Source organism: Mycobacterium sp., assembly GCF_019247635.1.
Classification (GTDB): Bacteria; Actinomycetota; Actinomycetes; order Mycobacteriales; family Mycobacteriaceae; genus Mycobacterium.
Genome location: NZ_JAFBAR010000075.1, coordinates 79,485 through 101,879 on the forward strand (window position 1 = coordinate 79,485; position 22,395 = coordinate 101,879).

Genomic DNA, 22,395 nt, shown 5'->3' on the forward strand with positions numbered 1-22,395 from the left:
TGCCCAACATGATCACCGCGCCCATGGCCGCACTCCTTCCGAGGGGGATCCCAACTTCAAGATAGTGGACACTATCTTATAGCTACCGATGTTTCGTCAACCGCCGCGCGTGGTTCGAGGAGTAGAGATCGTGACCGAACGAACTTCCGCCAAGAAGCGGAGAGCAGCAGACGCGCCATCGCGGGCGACGCGGCGGCCGCGGGGTGCGCCGCGCAGACTCCTGCTCGACGCCGCGCGTGACCTCTTCGCCCGCCAGGACTATCGCAGCACCACCACGCGTGAAATCGCGGAGGCCGCTGGTGTAACCGAGCACCTGCTCTTCCGTAACTTCGGCTCGAAGGCAGTCCTGTTCCGGGAGGCCCTCGTCCTCCCCTTCACCGGTTTTGTCGACGACTTCAGCCGAACGTGGCGTTCGGTCGTCCCTGAGGAGACCGACGAGGAGCAACTGGCGAGGCATTTCGTCGCGCAGCTCTACGACGTGTTCGTAGAACGCCGGGGGCTCCTGGTGACGCTCATGGGGTCGGAGGCCCTGAGCGGGGACGAAATGTCTGAGGCCGGTATTGACGACATCAGGCGGGCGTTCACGCTGCTCGGCCAGATCGGCGCCGAAGGCATGCGGATGCGGGGCATGCGGTCGGGTGACCCCGACCTGGTGGCTCACTCGACAGTGGCGATGATCGCCGGCATGGCCGCCTTGCGGTCGACCTACTTCGGCATTGAGCAGCCATCGAGGGAAGCCATCATCGACGAACTCACCCAGGCGACCCTGCACGGCTTCCTGCATCGGAACGAGTGAAAAGCGACTCCGCGTCCGCCCTGCCGCGCACGATTCGTGAGCGGATGTGACGATCAGCGCATGGTGCCGTCAGCAGAGCCACCCCACACCGAAGCGGATCCACATATCGTGCTGGGGCTCGTCGGCGCGCCCGGGGCCGCCTTCGCTCTGGCCCGCGAACTCGCCGATGCGGGTTTGGGTGCGGAGCTCGACCGGCGGCTGCCTGGTGCCCGGTGGTGCGTCGAAGTGGCGGAGAGCCGCCTGGTGCAGCCGCCGGCGACGGACGCCGCGATCGTGGACGCCGCGCGCAGACTGCTGCTCAACAGTGCCTGGGATGTGGTGGTTTGCCTGACCGATCTCCCCTTGCACGTGCATCGACGCCCGGTCGTGGCCCACGCGAATCCGGTGCACAACGTGGCGATCGTGTCGGTGCCCGCCCTGGGTGCGGTGGGCGCGCGTCAACGGCTTCGCGAGACGATAGTGCGTCTGTTAGAGCGGCTGATCGGCTCGCCCGAGCACCGCGGTGCCGACGACCAGGGCTTGGCCAGCCCGTCGCGGCGGTTGCTGGTGGAGCGGGTGCGCCAGCTGGGCAGCGACCCCGCAGACGGAGCCTTTGCGTACACGGCGCGGGTCCTCACGGGCAATCTGGTGCTGTTGGGCGGGATGGTGGCGGCCAACCAGCCGTGGCGGTTGTCGTTGCGGTTGTCGCGGGCGTTGACCGGCGCGGTGGCCGTCGGGATATTCGGGTTGGTCACTTCCGACATCTGGCGGTTGTCCGACGCGTTCGGGTGGGTTCGGCTCGCCGGTACCGGGCTGCTGTCGATCGGCGCCACCGCGGCGACGCTGATCATCGGAGCCGAGCTGTGGGAACCCACGGTCGGGCACGCCGTGCGCAAGCAGGTTCTACTGTTCAACATCGCCACCGTGGTGACCGTCGTCATCGGGGTGGCGGTCTTGTACGGCGCCCTGTACGTGCTGGCGTTGCTCGCGGCGTTCTGGTTTGTGGTGCCGAAGATTTTCCTGGCCGCCGTCGGCCACCCGGCGTCACTGCGGGATTACTTCGAATTGGCTTGGCTGACTTGCTCGTTGGCGATGATTGGCGGCGCCCTGGGTGCGGCGCTGGAACCTGACGACGCGGTGCGCGAAGCGGCCTACGTCCAGCGCTCGGAGTCAACCGAGGTCGACGAAACGCCCTGATCCGCCAATGCTGGAGATCGTTTCAGCCGTGTCTCAGCAACATCGGATGTTGCGCTGGTAAAAGTCGTGTCAGATACCTAGCGAAGGGAGCGCGACAGTGGACACCGAAACCGTGGACCGCCAGTACGGCGCGTTGCAGCAACAGGCGCAACAAACCGGGGCGCTGATCCAACGGCTGGCCGACAAATTGTCCGCCGCGGCCGCCGGGGGCGATCCCAACGCTCGGGAATGGGGGCTGGACCTCAAGGAGATCGCGTTGGCTATTCGCGACGAGGAAAGCACGACCACCGAGCTCCTGCAGGCGATTCACGCGCTGGTGGATAACCATGTCGCGGCCAGCTCGCCGCCCGCGCCGCCGCCGCCGAACTACCCGCCACCAGCCCAGTACGCGCAACCCCCGCAGTATCAGCCCCAATACGAACCCCAATACCAGCCCCAGTATCAGCAGGCCGGTGGTGGGACGCTGCAGCGGTTTCTCGGCGGGCGGTTCGGCCAGGCGATCGTGACAGGCGCCGGCTTCGGCATCGGCGACGACATCGTCAACAGCATCTTCGACAGATTCTGAGCCGCGCCGGATATTGGGACCCTCGCGGCCCGACGAGGGCGACCATGACCAACAATGAGCAAGGTGTCTAGTGGTTTCGACGTCCGCGGGCGGACGCTGCAGGCCGGTGAGCTCGCTGCCTGGCTAGCAGAGCACAGTCTCGGGAATCGATTCGGTCTGGACGTCGTCGGCACGGGTAAGGTCCAGGCCCTTGCGATCGTTGCGGCCGACGGCGATGGCCGTTACATCGACGTCGACGACTTGATACCGGACGACGAAGCACCGTTGGCGTCGTGGCTCGCCGACCCTGGGCCGCCCAAAGCTGTGCACGAGGCCAAGCGGGCGATGCACGCTCTGGCGGGGCGTGGCTGGACGCTGCGCGGCGTTACCTCTGACACAGCGCTGGCCGCCTACCTGCTGCGTCCGCAGCGCCCAGGCGCGGACCTCAATGACTTGTTGGTGCGTCACATGCGCTGTGCTCTGCCCACGAAAGCTGTTGAACAACAACATCACTCGGCGATCCTCCGGGCCTGTGCGGTGCTTGACTTGGCGGACGTGCTGGACGAGGAGCTGGCACGAATTGACTGCTCGTCGCTGCTGGGCCGCGTGGAGTTGCCGCTTCAGCGGGCGCTGGCCAACATGGAGACCGTGGGCATCGCCGCGGATCGGGGGAGCCTGGCACGCGTTCGGGAGCAACTCGACAATGAGATCCCTGACATCCTCGGCAGCCGCGACGAGCTGCTGAATTCGATAGCGAACGACGGGCGCATCCACACCACCTTCCACCAGACGGTGAGCGGCAGATTGTCGTCGGCCGCGCCGAGCCTGCACAACATTGCGGTCGGGCGCATCCGCGAAGCCTTGATAGCCGGGAAGGGGTACGCCGAACTGATGACGGCGAGCTACGACCAGTTGGCGAGGCGGATTATGGCCCACCTTTCCGTCGATGCGCGGCTGCTGCCCGAGGTATTCGACGACGCGCGCAAGGTTGGATACGCCGCGACGGTGCTGGGCCGGCGGTACTACGTGCCCGCAGTGGAGAGTGGTGAGGATCAGGTCGCTATGGCGATCCAGGGCAGCGCTGCCGACATCATCAAGGTTGCGATGATCAAGGTCGATCAGACGATCACCGGTGCCGGCCTCGCGTCACGCATGGTGCTGCAGGTCGACGACGAGCTGGTATTCGAGGTGGCCGACGGCGAGCGGGACACGTTGGCCTCGCTCGTCCGTGAATGTATGCGGGACGCGTACGAACTCGAACCGCCGCTTGAGGTTTCGGTTGGATACGGCGCCAACTGGGCCACCGCGGGGCACTCCTGACGAGTTGATCCTGCGCTCCTGGTGAACTTTTTCGAGTAACCTCCACCCTCACCGCAGAGTGAACGCCCCAGGGCGCAAGGCGCTGTGTGTCACCCGACGGACGCGCATTGTTCGTCTTCTGGACATCAGCGGGCGGGCTGGGTCTGCGAATGTTGGGGCCGGAAAGGGCCCAAATGACAGAACACTTGCGCGCGTACAACAGCCTCTGGCAGGTCCGCGGTGACTCGTGGTGCCGATTGGAAGAAGCGGCTGATCGCCTCACCCGCCCGACCACCACCGGCGCGCTGAAGGATAAGTACGTGGCTACGTGCCAGGAGTTGCTGGCTCGCCTCAGCACGCTCGAGCCGTACTGGGCCTATCCCGGTTCGCCGCAATTCGCGCGAATTCAACGAATTTTCGCGGCAGCTAGCTATGACAAGTTCGCGCAGGCGGTCGCGCAGATCAACCGCGCGCTGACCACGGAGTCATACCGCTCGGGAGACGTCGACAACGCCGGCGCCGACGAGCTCGACATGTTCCCGGCCGACCCACGCCAGCTTCTCGAACACCAGCCGGCGACCCAGCGCGACCGGCCCTATTTCGAGGTGCTCGTCGTCGAGAAGATGACCGAGGACCAGGAACGCGCGCTGCGCAACGATGTTCGCAAATGGCGGCGCCCCGACGACGAATTCGTCTACGAACTTGTCGTGGTGGCCAGCGGAGACGAGGCCCTCATCGCGGCACGGCTCAACGTCAACCTCCAGGCGGTGGTGATTCGGCGGCGCTTCTCTCACCAGTCAACTCGGGACCTCGAAGCCCTGTCGGAGTTCGTTGACACCGAGGTGTCGCACGAGTTGGCCGATCACCAGTCGCCGGAGGAACGTGCGCAGATCCTCGCTACGTCGATGGCGAAGCTGCGTCCCGAACTCGATCTCTACCTCATGACCGAGATCGACGTGGAGGACATCGCCGGGCGCTTGGGCCAATACTTCCGCAGGGTATTTCATGCCCGGGAAGGCATGCTCGAACTGCACCTGTCGATTCTGCAAGGTGTGGAGGCGCGCTACCGCACCCCATTCTTCAGCGCGCTCAAGCAGTACAGCCACCGCCCCACGGGTGTCTTTCACGCCCTGCCGATCTCGCAGGGCAAGTCGATCGTCAACTCGCACTGGATCAGGGACATGGTGGGCTTCTACGGCCTGGACGTGTTCATGGCCGAGACGTCGGCGACGTGCGGTGGTCTCGACTCACTGCTGGAACCGACCGGCCCTCTGCGTGAGGCGCAACAACTGGCGGCGCAGGCGTACGGATCGCGACACACCTACTTCGTCACCAACGGAACGTCGACTGCGAACAAAATTGTCACCCAGGCGTTGGTGGCGCCCGGCGACATCGTGCTGCTTGACCGCAATTGCCACCAGTCGCACCACTACGGGATGATGCTGGCCGGCGCGAATGTCGTTTACCTCGAGGCTTATCCGCTCAACGACTACTCGATGTACGGTGCGGTGCCGTTACGCGAGATCAAGTCGAAGCTGTTGGCGCTGAAACGGGCCGGCAAGCTCGACCGCGTCAAGATGATGTCGCTGACGAACTGCACCTTCGACGGGATCGTTTACGACGTCGAGCGCGTCATGGAAGAGTGCCTCGCCATCAAGCCTGACCTTGTGTTCCTTTGGGACGAGGCCTGGTTCGCCTTCGCACGCTTCCATCCGGTGTATCGCACGCGGACCGCGATGGCGTCGGCGCAAGCGTTGCGCGAGCGGCTGCAGGGTGACGACTACAAGCGCCGCTACGAGGAGTACCTGGCCGCTGAGCCCAGCGAAACACTCAGTGACGAAGGACTTTTGGAGCGTCGCCTGATTCCGGACCCGGCCAGGGCCCGGGTGCGGGTGTATGCCACCCAGTCGACGCACAAGACGCTGACCGCGCTACGGCAGGGATCGATGATCCATGTCTTTGATCAGGATTTCGACCAGAAGGTCGCGGAGTCGTTCCACGAGGCGTACATGGCGCACACGTCGACCTCCCCCAACTACCAGATCCTCGCGTCTCTGGATCTCGGTCGCCGGCAGGTGGCGTTGGAGGGCGTCGAGCTGGTGCAGCGGCAGATCGAAAATGCGATGCAGTTGCGCGACGCGATCGACAACCATCCCTTGCTGAGCAAGTACATGAGCTGCCTCACCACCTCGAATCTGATCCCGGAACCCTTCCGTCCATCGCACATCGCTCAGCCGCTGCGCTCGGGACTGCGCAATATGATGGCCGCTTGGGAGCAGGACGAGTTCGTGCTCGACCCGTCGCGCATCACCCTGTACATCGGGCGCACCGGTTATGACGGCGACACGTTCAAGCGTGAGCAGTTGATGGACCGCTACGGAATTCAGATCAACAAGACATCACGCAACAGCGTGCTGTTCATGACCAACATCGGCACCACCCGCAGCTCGGTCGCGTTCCTGGTGGAGGTTCTGGTCAACATCGCCCGCGAGCTCGACCAAGATATCTCCGAGATGAGCCTTGGCGAACGCGAACATTTCGAGAAGGCCGTGTACCGGCTTACTGAAATGTCCTTGCCGCTGCCCGATTTCAGCGGCTTCCATCCCGCGTTCCTGGATCACAGCGGAGCGGAGCCGACGCCCGAGGGTGACGTCCGGCGGGCCTTCTATCTCTCGTACAACGACACCAACTGCGAATACCTTGGCGCCGAGCAGATCGACGAACGGCTGGAGGCGGGAATCGACGTCGTGTCGGCGACGTACGTTACGCCCTACCCACCGGGATTTCCGGTCCTGGTGCCCGGCCAGGTGTTCAGTCGCGGGATCCTGCAGTTTATGCGCGATCTCGACACGCCCGAAATCCACGGCTATACACCCAATTTCGGCTATCGGGTGTACACCGAGAAGGCCATCGCGATGGTGAGCGAGTCTATCGGACTGACGACCAATGGCCACCGCTCCACAGCCGACGCGGTGTCCCCGGGCACGCCCGCCGCCGAGAAGCCGTCGAAGAAGAAGGTGGCGCGGCGAGGTGCGGACAATGGCGAGCAGAATGTTCCCGAGGTCGGCCAGGACGAACTCGTTAATTGAGCGGATTTAGTGGTCCAGCGGACCAGGGCGTAGTTTCAAACTGTCTTTCAGACTGCCAATGCGCAGCGAATGATCCGCGTGCTTGGACCGCGGGGCGCTCTCGAATTTCTCGACGTAGCTTTCGGGATCGACGTCGGTGATCGACAATCCCCGGGTGGTCGGATGCTCGGTCATGAACTCGCGGTACTGCTGGCCAAGCGCATCACGGAGTCCGATCGGGGCATGTCGGCGGAAGTCCGAAAGCCCTTGCCGCTCTTCCTCTCCCATGTGGTCATCGTTGGCCACACGGGTGCGGCCCACCGCCGACCACCACTCTTCGGTGCCGACCCTGGCCGCATTGGCGTCGCGCACCCCGTCGCGGATGTCGTTGTGGTCACCGATGGCATCGAGGGTCTCGCCGTCGGGATCGTCGGCGCCCCGCTTCAGCAGTTGGGGATAGAAGATCTTCTCCTCGATGTAGGCGTGCACGTCGAGCTTGTCGGCAAGCGGGCGCCATACCCTTTCGAGCGCGCGACGGTCGACCGGTGTCTGCGCCTGCAAATCGTCTAACCTGGCGAATTGTTGGCGGAACCAGTCATGGTCAGCGAGGATCAATTCGGTGATGTCAGCCATTCCGACTCCCAGTCTGCCCCGGAGGCGCCTTACAGCGATCGTGTCCGACACTGGTTGTGCCCGTCAACTCGCAACACCGTGAAGATCATTGGACCAGCCGCGGCCGATTATCCTGGCGACGGCAGCCACGACCACCCCCGGTGACCGAGACAATCGAGCGCCCGGTAAGCACACACCGCCACACTGGCCGCAAAGGTCCTCCTCGCACACGCATCCTCGCTCAACTACTTGGTCGGATTCAGTTGGGAGCCAAGCGGTTCTGTTATCTGAGACAACCGGACCACGTGGCACTTTGCGGTCAACGACTCCTAGGGGCCCACGACCTACCGCAAGGTCATCGGCGGCTGAGTTTGCGAGGTTGCTCTCCGCGAGCGCAATCGCCGCTCAGTGCTGCCGGGGCGCGACATAGGCTCGAGAGGTGACCATCCCGTACGACGACGCGCTGCGTCAGCGGATCAGCGATCACTTGGCGGCCCACGACCGCCGCGTCGTGACCGACCCGAGTAAGCGGCACGCGGCCGTCGCGGTGGTGCTGGTCGACTCCGAGGTCGGCGAGGACAGGGTGGATCCGGCGCCGGTGGACGAATGGAACGCCGGGCGCCCGATACCGACGGCGGGTCTGGACGGCCGGATGGTCGATGTGTCCGGCGGCGCTTCGTTCCTGTTGTGCCGCAGGGCATCTCGTCTTTCATCACACGCGGCGCAGTGGGCACTCCCCGGCGGGCGCCTAGACCCGGGTGAGACCGCGGTCGACGCGGCGCTGCGGGAATTGCGCGAGGAGGTCGGCATCGAACTGCTCGACTCGACCGTGCTGGGCTTCCTCGACGACTACCCCACCCGGTCGGGATATGTCATCACCCCGGTCGTCATCTGGGCAGACGGGCGGCTCGATCCCCGTCCCGCCCCCGACGAAGTCGTGGCGGTGTACCGAGTCGGGCTGCACCAACTTCAACGCGCGGATTCGCCGCGGTTCATCACCATCCCGGAGAGCCCACGACCGGTCGTCCAAATCCCGTTGGGCAACGACCTCATCCACGCGCCGACGGGTGCGGTGCTGCTGCAGCTGCGGTGGTTGGGTCTGGAAGGTCGCTCCGACCCGGTCGACAAGCTGGAGCAACCGGTCTTCGCCTGGCGATAGCACAGACGGAATATCGCAGAAACGGGAATAGTCCCGCCGACCGACCGTGTTCCGCCGGACATGAAACCGTTTTCGGAAACAGAACGTCAGGAGTTCCTCGCAGGAAACCACGTCGGCGTGCTCGCAGTCGCCGCCACCGACGGCCGGCCGCCGGCGGCTGTGCCGATTTGGTATGACTACACACCCGGCGGGCACATCCTGATCAACACCGGCGCATCGTCGCGCAAGTCCAGGCTGATCGAACAGGCCGGCGCGGTGACGCTGGTCGCTCAGCGCGAAGAGCCGCCGTATCAGTATGTGGCCGTGGAAGGCTCCGTCGTCGAGACCACCGCGCCCACGCCGAGGGATGTTCGTGAAGCCATCGCCATCCGTTACCTGGGCGAAGAACTCGGGCGCCAGTTCGTCAGCAGCCTTGAGGATCAGGCCAGCGTGTTGTTCACCGTTCGCCCCGACCGCTGGGTTACCGCCGACTTTTCCGACGGTATCTGAACTGGTTGGCGGCGACCCGCTGCGCCCGGCTGCGCCGCACTTGCGATCGCCGAGCTGGTTGGCGGCGACCCGCTGCGCCCGGCCGCGCCGCACTTGCGATCGCCGCTGCTCAGACTTGGTTGAAGCCGCCGTCCGCGGCGATGGCGGACCCGGTGATGAAGCTGGACAGGTCGCTGGCCAGGAAGACCGCGGTGTTGGCGATCTCGACCGGATCGGCGAAACGGCCTAACGGGATTGTCTGGATCCGAACCGCGCGAAAGTCAGCGACCGGCACGTCCGGATCAGTCTGGGCGGCCAGGTTGTCGCTGCCCGGCGTGGCGGTGGACCCGGCGACGATCACGTTGACCCGGATGCCGCGGGGAGCGAGTTCGCTGGCCCACGCGCGCGCCAGCGACCGCACCGCGGCCTTGGTGGCGGCATACACGCTCAAGCCGGGCCGGCCGCGGTCGGCGGTGCTGGATCCGATCAGGATGATCGATGCGCCATCGTTAAGCAGTGGGAGCGCCTTTTGCACCGTATTGACGACACCCTTGACGTTCGTGGTGAGCAGGGCGTCGAGATCGTCGTCGGTGATGGCACCAAGGCGCGCTACTCGGGTGGATCCGGCGTTGGCCACCACGACGTCGACACCGCTGCCTGAGTCGCCCACAACGGAATACAGCCGGTCGAGATCTTCCGTCGACCCGACGTCACCACGCACGGCAACGGCGCGTGAGCCCAATTGCGTTGCGGTCGCGACGAGTTCGTCCTGACGCCGGCCGGTGATGAAGACTCGATCTGCGCCCTCGGCCAGGAAACGCCCGGCGGTGGCCAGGCCGATGCCCGAGTTGCCGCCGGTGATGACCGCGATCTTGTGGTCGAGCAGTCCCACGATTTCTCCTCAGGAAAACAGCGCCGCGGCCAATTCGATCAGTGTCGAACCCGAAACGTCCCATGCGCCAGACGGTGCCAGGTCAGCCTTCTGGTCCGGTCCGTGCTCCTCGGGCCTGGCCACGAATCCGGTCGCCAGCCCGCAGTTCTGGGCCGCTTCGAGGTCGGAATTGTGCGCCGCCACCAGCATCACCTCCCCGGGCTCGAGGCCGAGCAACCGAGGGGGTGTTCGGTATGCGGACGGGTCGGGCTTGTAGGCCTGGCTGATGTCCGACCCGAGAACGACGTCCCACGGCAGGCCCGCATATTTCGCCATCTCCACCAGTAGGCCGGTGTTCCCGTTGGACAGTGGTCCGACGATGACGTGCTGTTTCATGGCCGAGATGCCGTCGATGCTGTCCGGCCACGCCGGTAGCCAGCGCCATGACCGGGCAAGTGCCTCCACGTCGTCATCCGGAAATGTTTCCAAAGTGGCACCGAACTTTGCGAGTGACGCCTCGAGGTTCTCGCGATGGAGCACGTCCAGCGACACGAATTCCCGACGGCCCGAGCGCACCTCCGCCATCGCCGGCCGGTAGCGACTGCGCCAATCGAGAGCGAATTCGTTTGCTTCGAGCGCGATTTGGTGCCGCCGCGCGAACTGCCGGACCGCTTCGGCGATCCCCGATCGCCAGTCCACGACCGTGCCGAAGGTGTCGAAGAGAACGGCACGCACCCACCGGCCAGTCGTAGGCGAACGGTAATCGGGCATTGCTCAAACCTAGCGTCCCGGACCTAACACGCATGGTGTCCGCCTCGGAGCGCCCGGGGTGTCGAAGCGGCGACACGCGTCGTCTCAGTGAGGACACGTACCCTCGCGCAAAAGCAGGCGCGACTGAGAACCGAAGGCTTGGGAAGGCTTGGAACAAGTGCAGTCCACGCGAGACGAATTCCGCTACGTGATCGTTGGTGCCGGCGCCATCGGCGGAACCTTGGGTACCGTGCTGGCTCGTGCCGGCATCCCTACGGTGTTGGTGGCTCGTGGGCGCCACGCAGGGGTTCTGGCGGCATCGGGGATGACCCTGAGAACGCCCGACGGCACATTCCGCACGACGGTCACCGCGGCTTCCCGGCCGCAGGACGTCCGGTTGACCGAGCGTGACGTGCTGGTGTTCACAACCAAGACACAGCAACTCGACGCGGCCTTGTGCGAGTGGGTAGATGAGCCAGTGCACACCCGGGATGGTGTGGTCGGGACGGCAGGCGAGCGACTGCCGGCGCTAACTGCGCTCAATGGCGTTGCCGCAGAGGAGAAAGCGCTGCGTTATTTCCGTCGAGTGTTTGGTGTCTGCGTCTGGTTGCCCGCGGTGCACCTCGAGCCCGGGGAGGTGATCGTACGGTCGTGGCCGGTGGTCGGCCAGTTCCATATCGGACGATGGCCGGCGTCACTTCGCACGCAAGCCGACGCCGAGCTGTTGGCGGCTCTCGCCCAGACATGGACCCCGGCGGGCATCCGGGTGCGCACTCCCGATGACGTCGCCCCCTGGAAGTACAACAAGTTGCTGAGCAACCTCGGCAATGCCGTCGGCGCATTGTGTGCCGAGCCGGCCGACGCAAGCCAGGTGGTGGCCGCGCTGCGCAGCGAAGGCGAAAATGTGTTGCGACGCGCGGGAATCGAATTCGTGTCGTTCGAAACGTCCAAGGCGATGCGGACGGACGGACCGACGATACGACCTGTGCCCGGATGGAAAGGCGGTCCGAGCAATTCCACCTGGCAGTCGTTGAGCCGTGGCACGGGCAACGCGGAGACCGACTTCCTGAATGGGGAGATCGTCCGGCTCGCTCACCGACACGGTATCGGCGCGCCCGTCAACGCCGCCTTGGCACGTGCGGCGCGCGCGGCGGTGGTGCAGGGCAATGGGCCGAGCCAGTACTCGGCCGCACAACTGGCGGAACTGCTGGGAATTAACGCTGAGACGTAGCCGAGCAGCGACTCAGTTGCCAAAGCCCCCGCTCTGCGGCGTCGGCGTGGGCCCTGGAGCACCTGGAGCCGTCGCCGGCCCGAGCCGACCGGCGGCAAATGCCGCACCCTGATCCACGAAGCTGGCGTCGTCCGCGTAGGTATCGTGCGCGGCGAAGTTCAGCCCGTCAGAGCAGACGGGATCCTCGGGCACGCAGACTTTGACGGTCTTAGCCGCATAGGTCGGGCCGATGACCACGGGGGGCTCTCCCAAAAAGTTCATGGCCCGGACGTTGGGCATGCCGTACAGGACGACCGCGGCAACGTGGTTGGCGATGTCGGGGGACAGCGGTTTGGGTACGGTCGCCGGATCGACCCCGTCGGGCACCGCGGCTGAGGTGACAAAGCCCATCACGGCCGCACCTTGCGAGTAGCCGCCGAGCACCATCTGGGTCTTGGGGCAACTGGTCGCCGTGGACTCGATATGGGCTCCCGCATCCCGAATTCCGTCGAGGCCGGTCGACCACTCGTTACTTGCGGGGTAGTTGACCGGATACACGTCGAGCGACTTTCCGCCGATTCGGCCGCGTAGGTCGTCGACGAACGCCTGACCGGTCGGACCCACGCCATCGGGCTCACCGGTACCGCGGGCGAATATGACCTGTACATCGGGGCACGGCTGGGCGGATGCGGAGGGGACAGCAACGGCGAGAGCGGACCCGGTCAGGCCCGACGCAGCGACCAGTGCTGATCCAAGGAAACGGACGACGTGACCAGCGTTCATGCCGCGTAAAATATCCACATAGGAAAGTTTCAAACCGAGAGTTCCGACACGGGCGTCAGTAATCATGCCAGATACGGCACCGTCCTGCAGCGCCGCGAGACCGCTTGAGGAGTGCGACGAGATTGCCGTGGGGGTCGTAATCCAGCCGGAATCGCAGCCGCCACGGCAATCTCGGCGCCCTACTTGGGCGGCATCCGGATACCGCCGTCGACGCGCACGACCTCGGCGTTCATGTAGGAGTTGGTGATCAGCTCGAGGACCATCGATGCCAGTTCATCAGGCTTGCCCAGCCGGTGCGGGAACAGCACCGACTCGCCGAGCTTGGCCTTGAACGCCTCCGAGGCCTCGCCCTCCCCGTAGATCGGGGTGTCGATGAGGCCGGGGGCGACGGTGTTGACCCGGATGCCCACGGCGGCGAGGTCGCGCGCCACCGGCAATGTCAGCCCGACCACGCCACCCTTGGACGACGAGTACGCCGCCTGCCCGATCTGTCCGTCGAAGGCCGCGACGCTGGTCATGTTGACGATCGCCCCGCGCTCACCGGTTTCGGTGGGGTCGAGCCGGCTCATCGCCGTCGCGGCCAGTCGGATGCAGTCGAACGTGCCGACCAAGTTGATGGCCAGCACCTTCTTGTAGGCGTCCAGGTTGTGCGCGGACGCGAACTCGCCGTCCTTGCCGATCGTGCGCTGAGCCCACCCGATGCCGGCCGAGTTGACCAGGGCGCGCAGGGGGCCAAGGTCGACCGCGGTGTTGACGGCGTCCTCGATCTGTTCGGTCTTGGTGACGTCGACGGTGACGAATGCGCCACCGATCTCGTGCGCGAGCTCTTTGCCGCGCTCGGCCTGCAGGTCGGCGATGACGACCCTGGCGCCCTTAGCGGCCAACTGGCGGGCGGTGGCCGCACCGATACCCGATGCGCCACCTGTGACCATGGCACTAGCTCCGTTGATATCCACGTCGACAGACTAGCGTTCGCCAGTGCAGCGCTCGGCACAGAACCGCCAGCCAGCGGCGGGCACCTCATCCGCGTGAGTTATTCCCGCGCCGTGTCCTGACGTGCCTTGTGGCGTCGCCTGCCATACGATGCGCTTCATCGAAACGGATTGCGAGCGAATTACCGTAGGACACGACTCGAATGGACCTCGAACGCATCACCCACCCGTTGCGACTGGCGCGGGGATCCCACCAACCGGGATCGGGCAAAGGTTGCGCCATGAACGCGATCTCATACATCAACGGCGACGAGCAGATCACCGATTTCCCGTCGACCTCCGCCCGCCCGCTGGCCGCCTTCGTCCAGCTGTGCAACGACATGCTGGCCGAAGACGACGGGTACCTGTCACCGGACAACGCCCTGGTGGTGCTCGACCTGGGTTGGCTGACGGTCGGAACGGCTGATGTCGCCGATACCGTCATGCACATGTGGGTGACCAAACTGTTGATCAGCCCACCCTGGGGCGTGGTGCGATACGCGAAAGGCGCTGCGGCCCAGGCGATCTCCGACATCGCCGAGCTGCATCGCACGCTCACCCCGGGGGTTATGCCGTCGATCGCCGCCTGGGACGGCGCCGCCCGTGCAGCCAGCGCTGTCTGCCCGTCGGAAACCGGCCCCGAGAAGTACGCGGTCCGGGCCGCAATGCAATCGACCGCGCTGGTCGAGACCGACGACTGGGACACGCTGGATGCCGTAGCCGGCAACGCGTTGCGTGCCCACCGGTTGGCGAACCTGGATGCCGGGGCCGACGGGATCGTGAATGTCACGCGCAACGCGATCCGGTCCTGGCGTCGCCTGGCCGGCCTCAGCGTTGTCGACAACATCCCGCTGTCGGTGGCCAATGCCGTGCGGCGCAAAGAGGCGGCGGCGTAGGACGCTTGCCCGGCCTGTGCCTGGTGTGAATCGTGATCAACGGCTGTGCCGAAGGCTAGTACGTGTAATTAGCGCGCGGCCCGCCGGGGAAAGCTACCCCACTGGGCCTGGGGTCGGACGGGTTAAACCCGCCCAGAATCCAACTTGTCGTCGGCGCGGCGGGCACCTAGCGTCGATGCGAGATGTCTGCGCGCTTTTTCTGGTTCTTGCCTACGACCGGTGACAGCCGCTCGATCGTCGGCGGCTCGCATGCTTCATCCAACCGCGACATACCCCACGGATTTCGTCCGCCCAGTCGCCGCTACCTGGCCGAGGTGGCTCGCGCCGCCGACCGGCTGGGCTTCGAGGGTGTGCTGACGCCCACGGGGACCTGGTGCGAAGACGCGTGGTTGACCTCCGCCGCGCTACTGGCCGAAACGGAAAAGCTGAAGTTCCTGGTGGCATTTCGTCCGGGGCTGATCCCGCCAACCCTGGCCGCCCAGCAGACCGCGACGCTGCAGCGGTTCTCCGAAGGCAGGGTGCTGCTCAACGTCGTCAGCGGCAGTGACGACGCCGAGCAACGCCGTTTCGGTGATTTTCTCGGTCACGACGAGCGTTACGCTCGCACCGCCGAATTCCTTGAGATAGTGACGTCGGTGTGGACTCGGGGTCCGGTCGATTTCGTCGGCAAGTACTACCGGGTTACCGATGCGCGAGTTTCAGCTCCGCCGGATCCGCTGCCGCAGATCTATTTCGGCGGTTCTTCGGGGCCCGCGTTGCCGATCGCTGCGGAGTTTGCGGACGTTTACCTGACGTGGGGTGAGCCGCCACAGGCCGCGGCCACCAAGATCGACAAGGTGCGGGCCGAGGCGCAAGCCCGTGGCAGGACAGTCCGATTCGGCATTCGACTCCACACCATCAGCCGCGACACCTCGGCTGCGGCCTGGGCCGTCGCCAATGAATTGCTCGCCGAGCTCACTGCCGAGCAGATCGCCAAAGCAACTGCACTGCAATCTAGTTCGGAATCCGAGGGGCAACGACGGATGACCGCGCTGCACGGCGGCAGGGTCGACAACCTGGAGATCTACCCGAACCTGTGGGCCGGGGTGGGCTTGGTCCGTGGCGGTGCCGGCACCGCGCTGGTCGGCAGTCACCAGGAAGTGGCGAATCTGATCGGTGAATATTATGCGCTGGGCTTTGACGAGTTCATCCTGTCGGGCTATCCGCATCTGGAGGAGGCGTACTGGTTCGCCGAAGGCGTACTGCCGCTGCTGACCCAGACGGTGTTGAAATCCCGATGATTTCAGCCTTGCCCCGCTGCGCCGGGTCATAGCAACGCGCTCAGGCTTTTCGCAGTTCGGCACGGTCAGACCCGCGTCATTACACTCCGGAGTCACAGGGGTTGAGCGACAAGGCAGGCACGTTCGGCGGCCTGAGTGGAATCGACTGGCGCCTTCCCTCGTTAGAGATATCTAGCCGCCACTGCTGTTCGAGCGGCGGGTCTGCCGGGTCACATCCGCCAGGAAGGAAGGTCTGATGCCTGATTCGTCGGGACTCCTGCACCTCGCCGTTGCGTTGGACGGCGCCGGGTGGCACCCGGCAGCGTGGCGTGCGGACGACGCTCGGCCGGCTGACCTGTTCGGCGCCGCGTACTGGGCCGACCTGGTCGCTGAAGCCGAACGGGCGGCACTGGATTTCGTGACGATCGAAGATTCAATGGCGCTGCAGTCCGACGATCCCTTCGAGCCCGACCAGCGGATCGATCGTGTTCGTGGCCGGTTGGATGCGGTGCTCATCGCCGCCCGGATTGCGCCGCGCACCAAGGGAGTTGGGCTGGTGCCGACCGCGATCGTTACCCACACCGAACCGTTCCATATGTCGAAATCGATTGCCACGCTTGATTACGTCAGCACGGGAAGGGCCGGGGTCCGGGTTCAGGTTTCGGGACGCCGGGATGCGGCGGCCCACTTCGGACGCCGCGAACTATCCAAACAGGTCGGCGATTATTTCGCGGAGGCCGCGGATTACGTCGAGGTGCTGCGGCGCCTGTGGGACAGCTGGGAGGACGACGCTGAGATCCGCGATCTCCCCACGGGACGTTTCATCGACCGAGACAAACTGCACTACATCGACTTCGAGGGGCGCTGGTTCTCCGTCAGAGGGCCCTCGATCACACCACGTCCGCCACAGGGCCAGCCCGTCGTGGCCGCGCTGGGCCACGGCGGTGAGTCCTACGAGTTGATCGCCGCCAGCGCCGACGTCGGGTTCGTGACCCCGCACGACGTCGCGCAGGCCGGTGGAATTGCCGATGAGGTCGACGCGCTGCGGGCGGCCGCCGGTCGTGGGACGGTGCACGTCTTCGGGGACCTGGTGGTGTTCCTGGATTCCACCGCACAGGGTGCGCAGGAGCGGCGCCTCCGACTTGATGAGCACGCAGGTGCCGAATTCCGAAGTGACGCAGAGGTTTTCGTTGGCACCCCGGTGCAGCTGGCCGAGCTGCTGCAAGAATGGTATGCCGCCGGGCTATCGGGATTTAGGCTACGCCCCGCGACACTGCCGCACGACCTCGTCCAGATCACCGACGGACTGGTGCCCGAGTTGCGTCGCCGGGGCCTGTTCCGGACCACCTATGAGGCCGACACGCTTCGCGGCCTGCTCGGATTGTCACGTCCCGCCAACCGCTACGCCATCGTCTGACACCGCTCCCGAGGGTTATTCCAATGAACAAGCCGTTAAAGCAGATTCACCTGGCCGCGCACTTTCCGGGCGTCAACAACACCACGGTATGGAGCGACCCGTCGGCCGGCAGCCATATCGAGTTCAGCTCGTTCGCCCAATTCGCCCAGACGGCCGAGCGGGGCAAGTTCGACTTCCTGTTCCTCGCCGAAGGACTGCGGCTGCGCGAACAGAACGGCCGGATCTATGACCTCGATGTGGTCGGCCGTCCCGACACCTTCACCGTGTTGGCCGCCCTGGCGGCGGTCACCGAGCGAGTCGGGCTGACCGGCACGATCAACTCCACCTTCAACGAGCCTTACGAGGTGGCCCGACAGTTCGCCTCGTTGGACCACCTGTCCGATGGCCGGGCCGCCTGGAACGTCGTGACTTCCTGGGATGCCTTCACCGGCGAGAACTTTCGCCGCGGCGGTTTCCTGGCTGAGGACCAGCGCTACGAACGAGCGAAGACCTTCCTGCAGACCGCGCACGAGCTCTTCGACTCGTGGCGCGGCGACGAACTCGTCGCGGACAAGGCGAGCGGGAAGTTTCTGTCCACCCCGCACGCAGGCCAATTTGCGCATAAAGACGCACATTTCGACATTCATGGTCGATTCAATGTTCCACGCAGTCCACAGGGGCGACCGGTCATTTTCCAGGCCGGCGATTCCGACGAGGGCCGTGACTTCGCGGCCGCCGGCGCAGATGCGATCTTCTCCCGGCACAGCACGCTCGAGGCCGGTCAAGCTTTCTACGCCGACGTCAAAGGGCGGCTCGCCCGCTACGGCCGCCGCCACGACGAGTTGCTTATCCTGCCTGCGGCGACATTCGTGATCGGCGACACCGACGCCGAGGCCGAGGACATTGCGCGCGAGGTGCGGCTCGCGCAGGTGTCTCCTCAGACCGCGATCAAGTTCCTCGAGCAGCTCTGGAACCGCGACCTATCCGACCATGACCCCGACGGGCCGCTGCCCACCGTGGATCCCGTCGTCGGCGAGAACACCATCTCCCGGGGGCGGGCCAGCGTCCGCATGTTCCGGGACGCCGTCGCGATCGCCAACGACTGGCGGGCCAAAGCCGAGGCGGAGAACCTGACCACCCGCGAACTGATCGTCGAGGTCACGGGGCGTCAATCCTTCATCGGGTCACCGCAGACCGTCGCCACGACGATCAACGACTTCGTCCAGGCCGATGCCGGCGACGGCTTCATCCTGGTCCCGCATATCACCCCCGGCGGGCTCGATCCGTTCGTCGACCAGGTGGTGCCATTGCTGCAGGAACGCGGCGTGTTCCGCGCCGATTACACCGGGACCACCCTGCGCGATCACCTGGGCCTGGCTCCGTTGCCGGCGCCACCGCGATCCGCCGACCCGGGCGCCCCCACCTGGGCGGCGTCGTAACGGTCATGACGACGCCTTTGGCGGTGCTCGACCTGGTACCGATCTCGTCGGGGTCGACCGCAACGCAAGCCCTGCGCAACAGCATCGACCTCGCCCGGCACGTCGAGCGGTTCGGCTACACGCGGTACTGGTTCGCCGAGCACCATCTGAATCCCGGGGTGGCCGGCACCTCACCTGCCGTTCTGCTGGCGTTGACCGCCGCCGAAACCTCGACGATCCGGCTCGGCTCGGGCGCCGTACAAATGGGACACCGCACCGCGTTGTCCACGGTGGAGGAATTCGGCTTGCTGGATGCGCTGCATCCCGGTCGGTTCGACCTCGGGTTGGGACGCTCCGGCGGTAAGCCGCGCGAGCCGATGCGGGTGGCCGCGCCATCGCGGGAGTTGTGCGCTGGACGCGCGCCAAACGGGCTGCGGATCCCGGCGGCTTTCGATGCCACGCCGCTCTTGAAATCTCCCCGCTTCGCGTTGCACAAGGCATTGCTCCAGCTACCGGGTGCGCAGTCGCAGAATTACACAGAACAGGTGGACGACATTCTGAGGCTGCTCGCCGATACCTATCGGTCTGACGACGGACAAGAGGCCCGCGTCGTGCCCGGGGGAGGCGCTGACTTGCAGGTCTGGATCCTCGGCAGCAGCGGCGGCGAGAGCGCCGCCGTCGCCGGCAACCGAGGGCTGCGGTTTGCTGCCAACTACCACGTCGCCCCGGCCGCGGTGCTCGAGGCGGCCGACGGCTACCGGGCCGCGTTCAAACCCTCAGTCGAGCTGGACCGCCCCTATGTCGCGGTCTCGGCTGACGTCGTCGTCGCCGAGGACGAAGCCACGGCTCGCGATCTGGCAGCGGGTTACGGGCCCTGGGTGCGCAGTATCCGGACCGGTGAAGGTGCGATACCGTATCCCACCTCTGCCGAGGCGCGCGGCTACGCCTGGACGGAGGCTGACCGCCAGCTTGTCGCGGATCGAGTCGAGACCCAATTCGTCGGGACCGCAAGGCAAGTGGCCGACCAGCTGGAGCGGTTGCGGGATGCCACCGAGGCCGACGAGCTCATCATCACGACTATCACCCACGAACACGAGGACAGAGTGCGCTCCTATCGGCTGCTGGCCGAAGAATGGGCGCGCCGTTAGACGTCGGACCTACTGCGACGCCGGATCATGGGGCAGCTCTGCGGTCGCAGGCGTCCGCAACCGTCAGCCCCGCGCCTCCTCCAGCACGGTGTTGAATGTTTTGCTCGGCCGCATCACCGCCGTCGTCTTCTCGCGGTCCGGCGCGTAGTAGCCGCCGAGGTCCACCTCGTCGCCCTGTGCGTCGTTCAGTTCGCGCACAATCACGTCTTCTTTCTCGCTCAATGCCTTGGCCAGCTGGGCGAAGTGCTCCCGAAGCTCCTGATCCTCCGTCTGCTCGGCCAGTTCTTCCGCCCAATACAGAGCCAGGTAAAACTGGCTGCCGCGGTTGTCGAGTTCGCCGGTCTTGCGCGACGGACTCTTGTTGTTGTCCAACAGCTTTCCGATCGCGCCGTCCAGCGTCTTGCCCAGGATCTTGGCCCGCGCGTTGTCGGTTTTGATACCCAAGTCTTCGAAACAGGCGCCCAGGGCGAGGAACTCACCCAGCGAATCCCAGCGCAGGTGGTTTTCCTCCACCAGTTGGTGGACGTGCTTGGGGGCCGAACCGCCCGCCCCGGTCTCATACATGCCACCGCCGGCCATCAGCGGCACGATGGACAGCATCTTGGCACTGGTGCCCAGCTCCAGGATGGGAAACAGGTCGGTGAGGTAGTCGCGCAGGATGTTGCCGGTCGCGGCGATCGTGTCCAGGCCGCGGATCAGGCGTTCCAGCGTGTACCGCATGGAACGCACTTGGGACATGATCTGGATATCGAGCCCGCTCGTGTATTCGTCGTTGAGGTACTCGCGCACCTTTTTGATCAGCTCGTTCTCGTGTGGCCGGTACGGGTCCAGCCAGAACAGAACCGGCATGCCGGAGTTGCGTGCACGGGTCACGGCCAGCCTGACCCAGTCGCGGATCGCCGCGTCCGTGACGATGCACAAGCGCCAGATGTCGCCGGTTTCGACGTTCTGCGTCAGCAGCACTTCGCCGGTTTCGAGGTCCACGATGTTGGCGACGCCGTCCTCGGGCACCTCGAACGTCTTGTCGTGCGAGCCGTACTCCTCGGCCTGCTGCGCCATCAGGCCGACGTTGGGGACGGTGCCCATGGTGGCCGGATCGAAAGCGCCGTTAGTCTTACAGAAGTTGATGACTTCCTGGTATATGCGGGAAAAGGTGGACTCGGGGTTGACGGCCTTGGTGTCCTTCTGACGCCCGTCGGCGCCCCACATCTTGCCGCCGGCACGGATCATCGCCGGCATCGACGCGTCGACGATCACGTCGCTGGGGGAATGGAAGTTGGTGATTCCCTTCGCGGAATCGACCATGGCCAGCTCCGGCCGATGTTCGTGGCAGGCATGCAAATCCCGGATGATCTCGTCATGTTGGGATGCGGGCAGCGACTCGATCTTGTTGTAGAGATCGACCAGCCCGTTGTTGACGTTGACACCGAGTTCATCGAAGAGCTTCTGGTGCTTGGCGAACGCGTCTTTATAAAACGTCTTGACCGCGTGGCCGAAGACGATGGGGTGGCTGACCTTCATCATCGTCGCCTTGACGTGCAGCGAGAACATCACGCCGGTCTTGTACGCGTCCTCCATCTGTTCCTCGTAGAATTCGCACAAGGCCTTCCTGCTCATGAACATGCTGTCGATGATGTCGCCTTCGCGTAGCGACACTTCCGGCTTGAGCACCAGCGCCTGGCCGCTCTTGGTGACCAGCTCCATCTTGACGTCGCGCGCGCGGTCCACGGTCATCGACTTCTCGCCGTGATAGAAGTCGCCACGCTTCATGGTCGCCACGTGTGTGCGCGAGGCCATCGACCACTCGCCCATGCTGTGCGGGTGCTTGCGGGCATACTCCTTGACCGCGTTGGGTGCGCGACGGTCCGAATTTCCTTCCCGCAGCACCGGGTTCACCGCGCTGCCAAGGCATTTGGCGTAGCGGTCCTTGATGGCCCTCTCTTCGTCCGTCTTGGGATCCGCCGGATAGTCGGGAATGTCGTAGCCCTTGTCCTGCAGTTCCTTGATGGCGGCGCGCAGCTGCGGAACCGAGGCGCTGATGTTGGGCAGCTTGATGATGTTGGTGTCCGGCGATTGAGTCAGCCGGCCCAACTCGGCCAGGTTGTCCGGCACCCGCTGGTCTTCGGTCAGGTTGTCGGGGAACTCCGCGAGGATGCGGGCGGCCACCGAAATGTCACTGGTCTGGACGTTGATGCCGGCCGGCTCGGTAAACGTTCGGATGATCGGCAGAAACGCGTAGGTCGCCAGCAGCGGCGCCTCGTCGGTCAGCGTGTAGATAATGGTCGGCTGCTCGGTGCTCATGGTTGTTCTCCCGGCGTCAACTGTCGGTCAGATTCGGCGGCTCCGCGGTACACCGTTACCAGTATTGCGTCGGTTGACGGGCGGCACGCGCTGGGTCCGCCTTGTCTCGCGCGGCCGTGCGGCCCGGCCGGTCAATACCCCCGCGCAGGCCGCTCCGTTGCCGAGCCAGTCATTGGTTAGTGTCCAGATCCGTCCAACGCCATATCTCATCAAGGCCGCGCTCCACCACGCACGAATCCGCACCCTCCAATTGGCCGACTTGGCTCACGG

At 65.1% G+C, this 22,395-nt stretch carries 18 protein-coding genes and 1 pseudogene; 13 read left to right on the plus strand and 6 right to left on the minus strand.

The window, feature by feature from the left end; genetic code table 11:
- Positions 1–130 precede the first annotated feature (130 nt).
- From JO236_RS11390 to JO236_RS11410, 5 genes and pseudogenes are all read left to right on the plus strand, one after another.
- Complete coding sequence (locus JO236_RS11390) at positions 131–796, plus strand: TetR/AcrR family transcriptional regulator (RefSeq protein ID WP_293329612.1); 666 nt, start codon at positions 131–133, stop codon at positions 794–796.
- 60 nt (positions 797–856) lie between these two features.
- Positions 857–1,972: a hypothetical protein gene (locus JO236_RS11395; RefSeq protein ID WP_293329614.1), complete on the plus strand. Its 1,116-nt coding sequence runs from the start codon at positions 857–859 to the stop codon at positions 1,970–1,972.
- A 97-nt stretch (positions 1,973–2,069) separates the two neighbouring features.
- Positions 2,070–2,537: a hypothetical protein gene (locus JO236_RS11400; RefSeq protein WP_293329616.1), complete on the plus strand. Its 468-nt coding sequence runs from the start codon at positions 2,070–2,072 to the stop codon at positions 2,535–2,537.
- A gap of 60 nt (positions 2,538–2,597) precedes the next feature.
- Positions 2,598–3,836 (plus strand): annotated as a pseudogene (locus JO236_RS11405) (DNA polymerase); the annotation flags it as partial.
- A gap of 173 nt (positions 3,837–4,009) precedes the next feature.
- The gene (locus tag JO236_RS11410) at positions 4,010–6,904 is read left to right on the plus strand and encodes an aminotransferase class I/II-fold pyridoxal phosphate-dependent enzyme (protein ID WP_293329618.1); all 2,895 of its coding nucleotides are present in this window, start codon (positions 4,010–4,012) and stop codon (positions 6,902–6,904) included.
- Between the two features lie 6 nt (positions 6,905–6,910).
- Here the strand turns inward: JO236_RS11410 and JO236_RS11415 are convergent, their stop codons facing one another.
- On the minus strand, positions 6,911–7,516 hold the full coding sequence (locus JO236_RS11415) for a hemerythrin domain-containing protein (protein WP_293329620.1): 606 nt from the start codon (positions 7,514–7,516) through the stop codon (positions 6,911–6,913).
- A 418-nt stretch (positions 7,517–7,934) separates the two neighbouring features.
- Between JO236_RS11415 and JO236_RS11420 the strand changes: the two genes are divergently transcribed.
- Both JO236_RS11420 and JO236_RS11425 read left to right on the plus strand, forming a co-directional pair.
- Positions 7,935–8,654, plus strand: coding sequence for an NUDIX hydrolase (locus JO236_RS11420; protein ID WP_293329622.1), 720 nt, complete (start codon positions 7,935–7,937; stop codon positions 8,652–8,654).
- 60 nt (positions 8,655–8,714) lie between these two features.
- Complete coding sequence (locus JO236_RS11425; RefSeq protein WP_293329624.1) at positions 8,715–9,143, plus strand: pyridoxamine 5'-phosphate oxidase family protein; 429 nt, start codon at positions 8,715–8,717, stop codon at positions 9,141–9,143.
- A gap of 109 nt (positions 9,144–9,252) precedes the next feature.
- Here JO236_RS11425 and JO236_RS11430 read toward each other — a convergent pair whose 3' ends face one another.
- A complete protein-coding gene (locus JO236_RS11430; protein WP_293329626.1) occupies positions 9,253–10,014 on the minus strand; it encodes an SDR family NAD(P)-dependent oxidoreductase in 762 nt (253 codons plus the stop codon).
- 9 nt (positions 10,015–10,023) lie between these two features.
- Complete coding sequence (locus JO236_RS11435) at positions 10,024–10,764, minus strand: haloacid dehalogenase type II (protein WP_293329628.1); 741 nt, start codon at positions 10,762–10,764, stop codon at positions 10,024–10,026.
- 157 nt (positions 10,765–10,921) lie between these two features.
- Between JO236_RS11435 and JO236_RS11440 the strand changes: the two genes are divergently transcribed.
- On the plus strand, positions 10,922–11,974 hold the full coding sequence (locus JO236_RS11440; RefSeq protein ID WP_293329630.1) for a ketopantoate reductase family protein: 1,053 nt from the start codon (positions 10,922–10,924) through the stop codon (positions 11,972–11,974).
- A 12-nt stretch (positions 11,975–11,986) separates the two neighbouring features.
- On the opposite strand, the gene JO236_RS11445 is transcribed toward JO236_RS11440, so the two are convergent.
- Together JO236_RS11445 and JO236_RS11450 are read right to left on the minus strand one after the other, a co-directional pair.
- Positions 11,987–12,736: a cutinase family protein gene (locus tag JO236_RS11445; protein WP_293329632.1), complete on the minus strand. Its 750-nt coding sequence runs from the start codon at positions 12,734–12,736 to the stop codon at positions 11,987–11,989.
- 179 nt (positions 12,737–12,915) lie between these two features.
- A complete protein-coding gene (locus JO236_RS11450) occupies positions 12,916–13,692 on the minus strand; it encodes an SDR family NAD(P)-dependent oxidoreductase (RefSeq protein WP_293329634.1) in 777 nt (258 codons plus the stop codon).
- A gap of 257 nt (positions 13,693–13,949) precedes the next feature.
- On the opposite strand from JO236_RS11450, the gene JO236_RS11455 reads away from it, so the two are divergent.
- The 5 genes from JO236_RS11455 to JO236_RS11475 all read left to right on the plus strand — a co-directional run bounded on the left by JO236_RS11455 (position 13,950) and on the right by JO236_RS11475 (position 19,824).
- A complete protein-coding gene (locus tag JO236_RS11455; RefSeq protein WP_293329636.1) occupies positions 13,950–14,603 on the plus strand; it encodes a hypothetical protein in 654 nt (217 codons plus the stop codon).
- Between the two features lie 182 nt (positions 14,604–14,785).
- Complete coding sequence (locus tag JO236_RS11460; protein WP_293329638.1) at positions 14,786–15,883, plus strand: LLM class flavin-dependent oxidoreductase; 1,098 nt, start codon at positions 14,786–14,788, stop codon at positions 15,881–15,883.
- A gap of 235 nt (positions 15,884–16,118) precedes the next feature.
- Positions 16,119–17,279, plus strand: a complete 1,161-nt coding sequence (locus tag JO236_RS11465) for an LLM class flavin-dependent oxidoreductase (RefSeq protein WP_293329640.1) — start codon at positions 16,119–16,121, stop codon at positions 17,277–17,279.
- A 23-nt stretch (positions 17,280–17,302) separates the two neighbouring features.
- On the plus strand, positions 17,303–18,697 hold the full coding sequence (locus JO236_RS11470; protein WP_293329642.1) for an NtaA/DmoA family FMN-dependent monooxygenase: 1,395 nt from the start codon (positions 17,303–17,305) through the stop codon (positions 18,695–18,697).
- A gap of 5 nt (positions 18,698–18,702) precedes the next feature.
- Positions 18,703–19,824, plus strand: coding sequence for an LLM class flavin-dependent oxidoreductase (locus JO236_RS11475; protein ID WP_293329644.1), 1,122 nt, complete (start codon positions 18,703–18,705; stop codon positions 19,822–19,824).
- A 63-nt stretch (positions 19,825–19,887) separates the two neighbouring features.
- On the opposite strand, the gene JO236_RS11480 is transcribed toward JO236_RS11475, so the two are convergent.
- Complete coding sequence (locus JO236_RS11480; protein ID WP_293329646.1) at positions 19,888–22,125, minus strand: NADP-dependent isocitrate dehydrogenase; 2,238 nt, start codon at positions 22,123–22,125, stop codon at positions 19,888–19,890.
- Positions 22,126–22,395 lie beyond the last annotated feature (270 nt).

What these genes read in the sequence shown, in the direction of transcription:
- JO236_RS11415 (WP_293329620.1), bottom strand. Translation starts at nt 7,516, where the DNA reads ATGGCTGACATCACCGAATTGATCCTCGCTGACCATGACTGGTTCCGC.
- JO236_RS11410 (WP_293329618.1), top strand. Translation starts at nt 4,010, where the DNA reads ATGACAGAACACTTGCGCGCGTACAACAGCCTCTGGCAGGTCCGCGGT.
- JO236_RS11455 (WP_293329636.1), top strand. Translation starts at nt 13,950, where the DNA reads ATGAACGCGATCTCATACATCAACGGCGACGAGCAGATCACCGATTTC.
- JO236_RS11475 (WP_293329644.1), top strand. Translation starts at nt 18,703, where the DNA reads ATGACGACGCCTTTGGCGGTGCTCGACCTGGTACCGATCTCGTCGGGG.
- JO236_RS11465 (WP_293329640.1), top strand. Translation starts at nt 16,119, where the DNA reads ATGCCTGATTCGTCGGGACTCCTGCACCTCGCCGTTGCGTTGGACGGC.
- JO236_RS11445 (WP_293329632.1), bottom strand. Translation starts at nt 12,736, where the DNA reads ATGAACGCTGGTCACGTCGTCCGTTTCCTTGGATCAGCACTGGTCGCT.
- JO236_RS11425 (WP_293329624.1), top strand. Translation starts at nt 8,715, where the DNA reads ATGAAACCGTTTTCGGAAACAGAACGTCAGGAGTTCCTCGCAGGAAAC.
- JO236_RS11480 (WP_293329646.1), bottom strand. Translation starts at nt 22,125, where the DNA reads ATGAGCACCGAGCAGCCGACCATTATCTACACGCTGACCGACGAGGCG.
- JO236_RS11395 (WP_293329614.1), top strand. Translation starts at nt 857, where the DNA reads ATGGTGCCGTCAGCAGAGCCACCCCACACCGAAGCGGATCCACATATC.
- JO236_RS11470 (WP_293329642.1), top strand. Translation starts at nt 17,303, where the DNA reads ATGAACAAGCCGTTAAAGCAGATTCACCTGGCCGCGCACTTTCCGGGC.
- JO236_RS11460 (WP_293329638.1), top strand. Translation starts at nt 14,786, where the DNA reads ATGTCTGCGCGCTTTTTCTGGTTCTTGCCTACGACCGGTGACAGCCGC.
- JO236_RS11435 (WP_293329628.1), bottom strand. Translation starts at nt 10,764, where the DNA reads ATGCCCGATTACCGTTCGCCTACGACTGGCCGGTGGGTGCGTGCCGTT.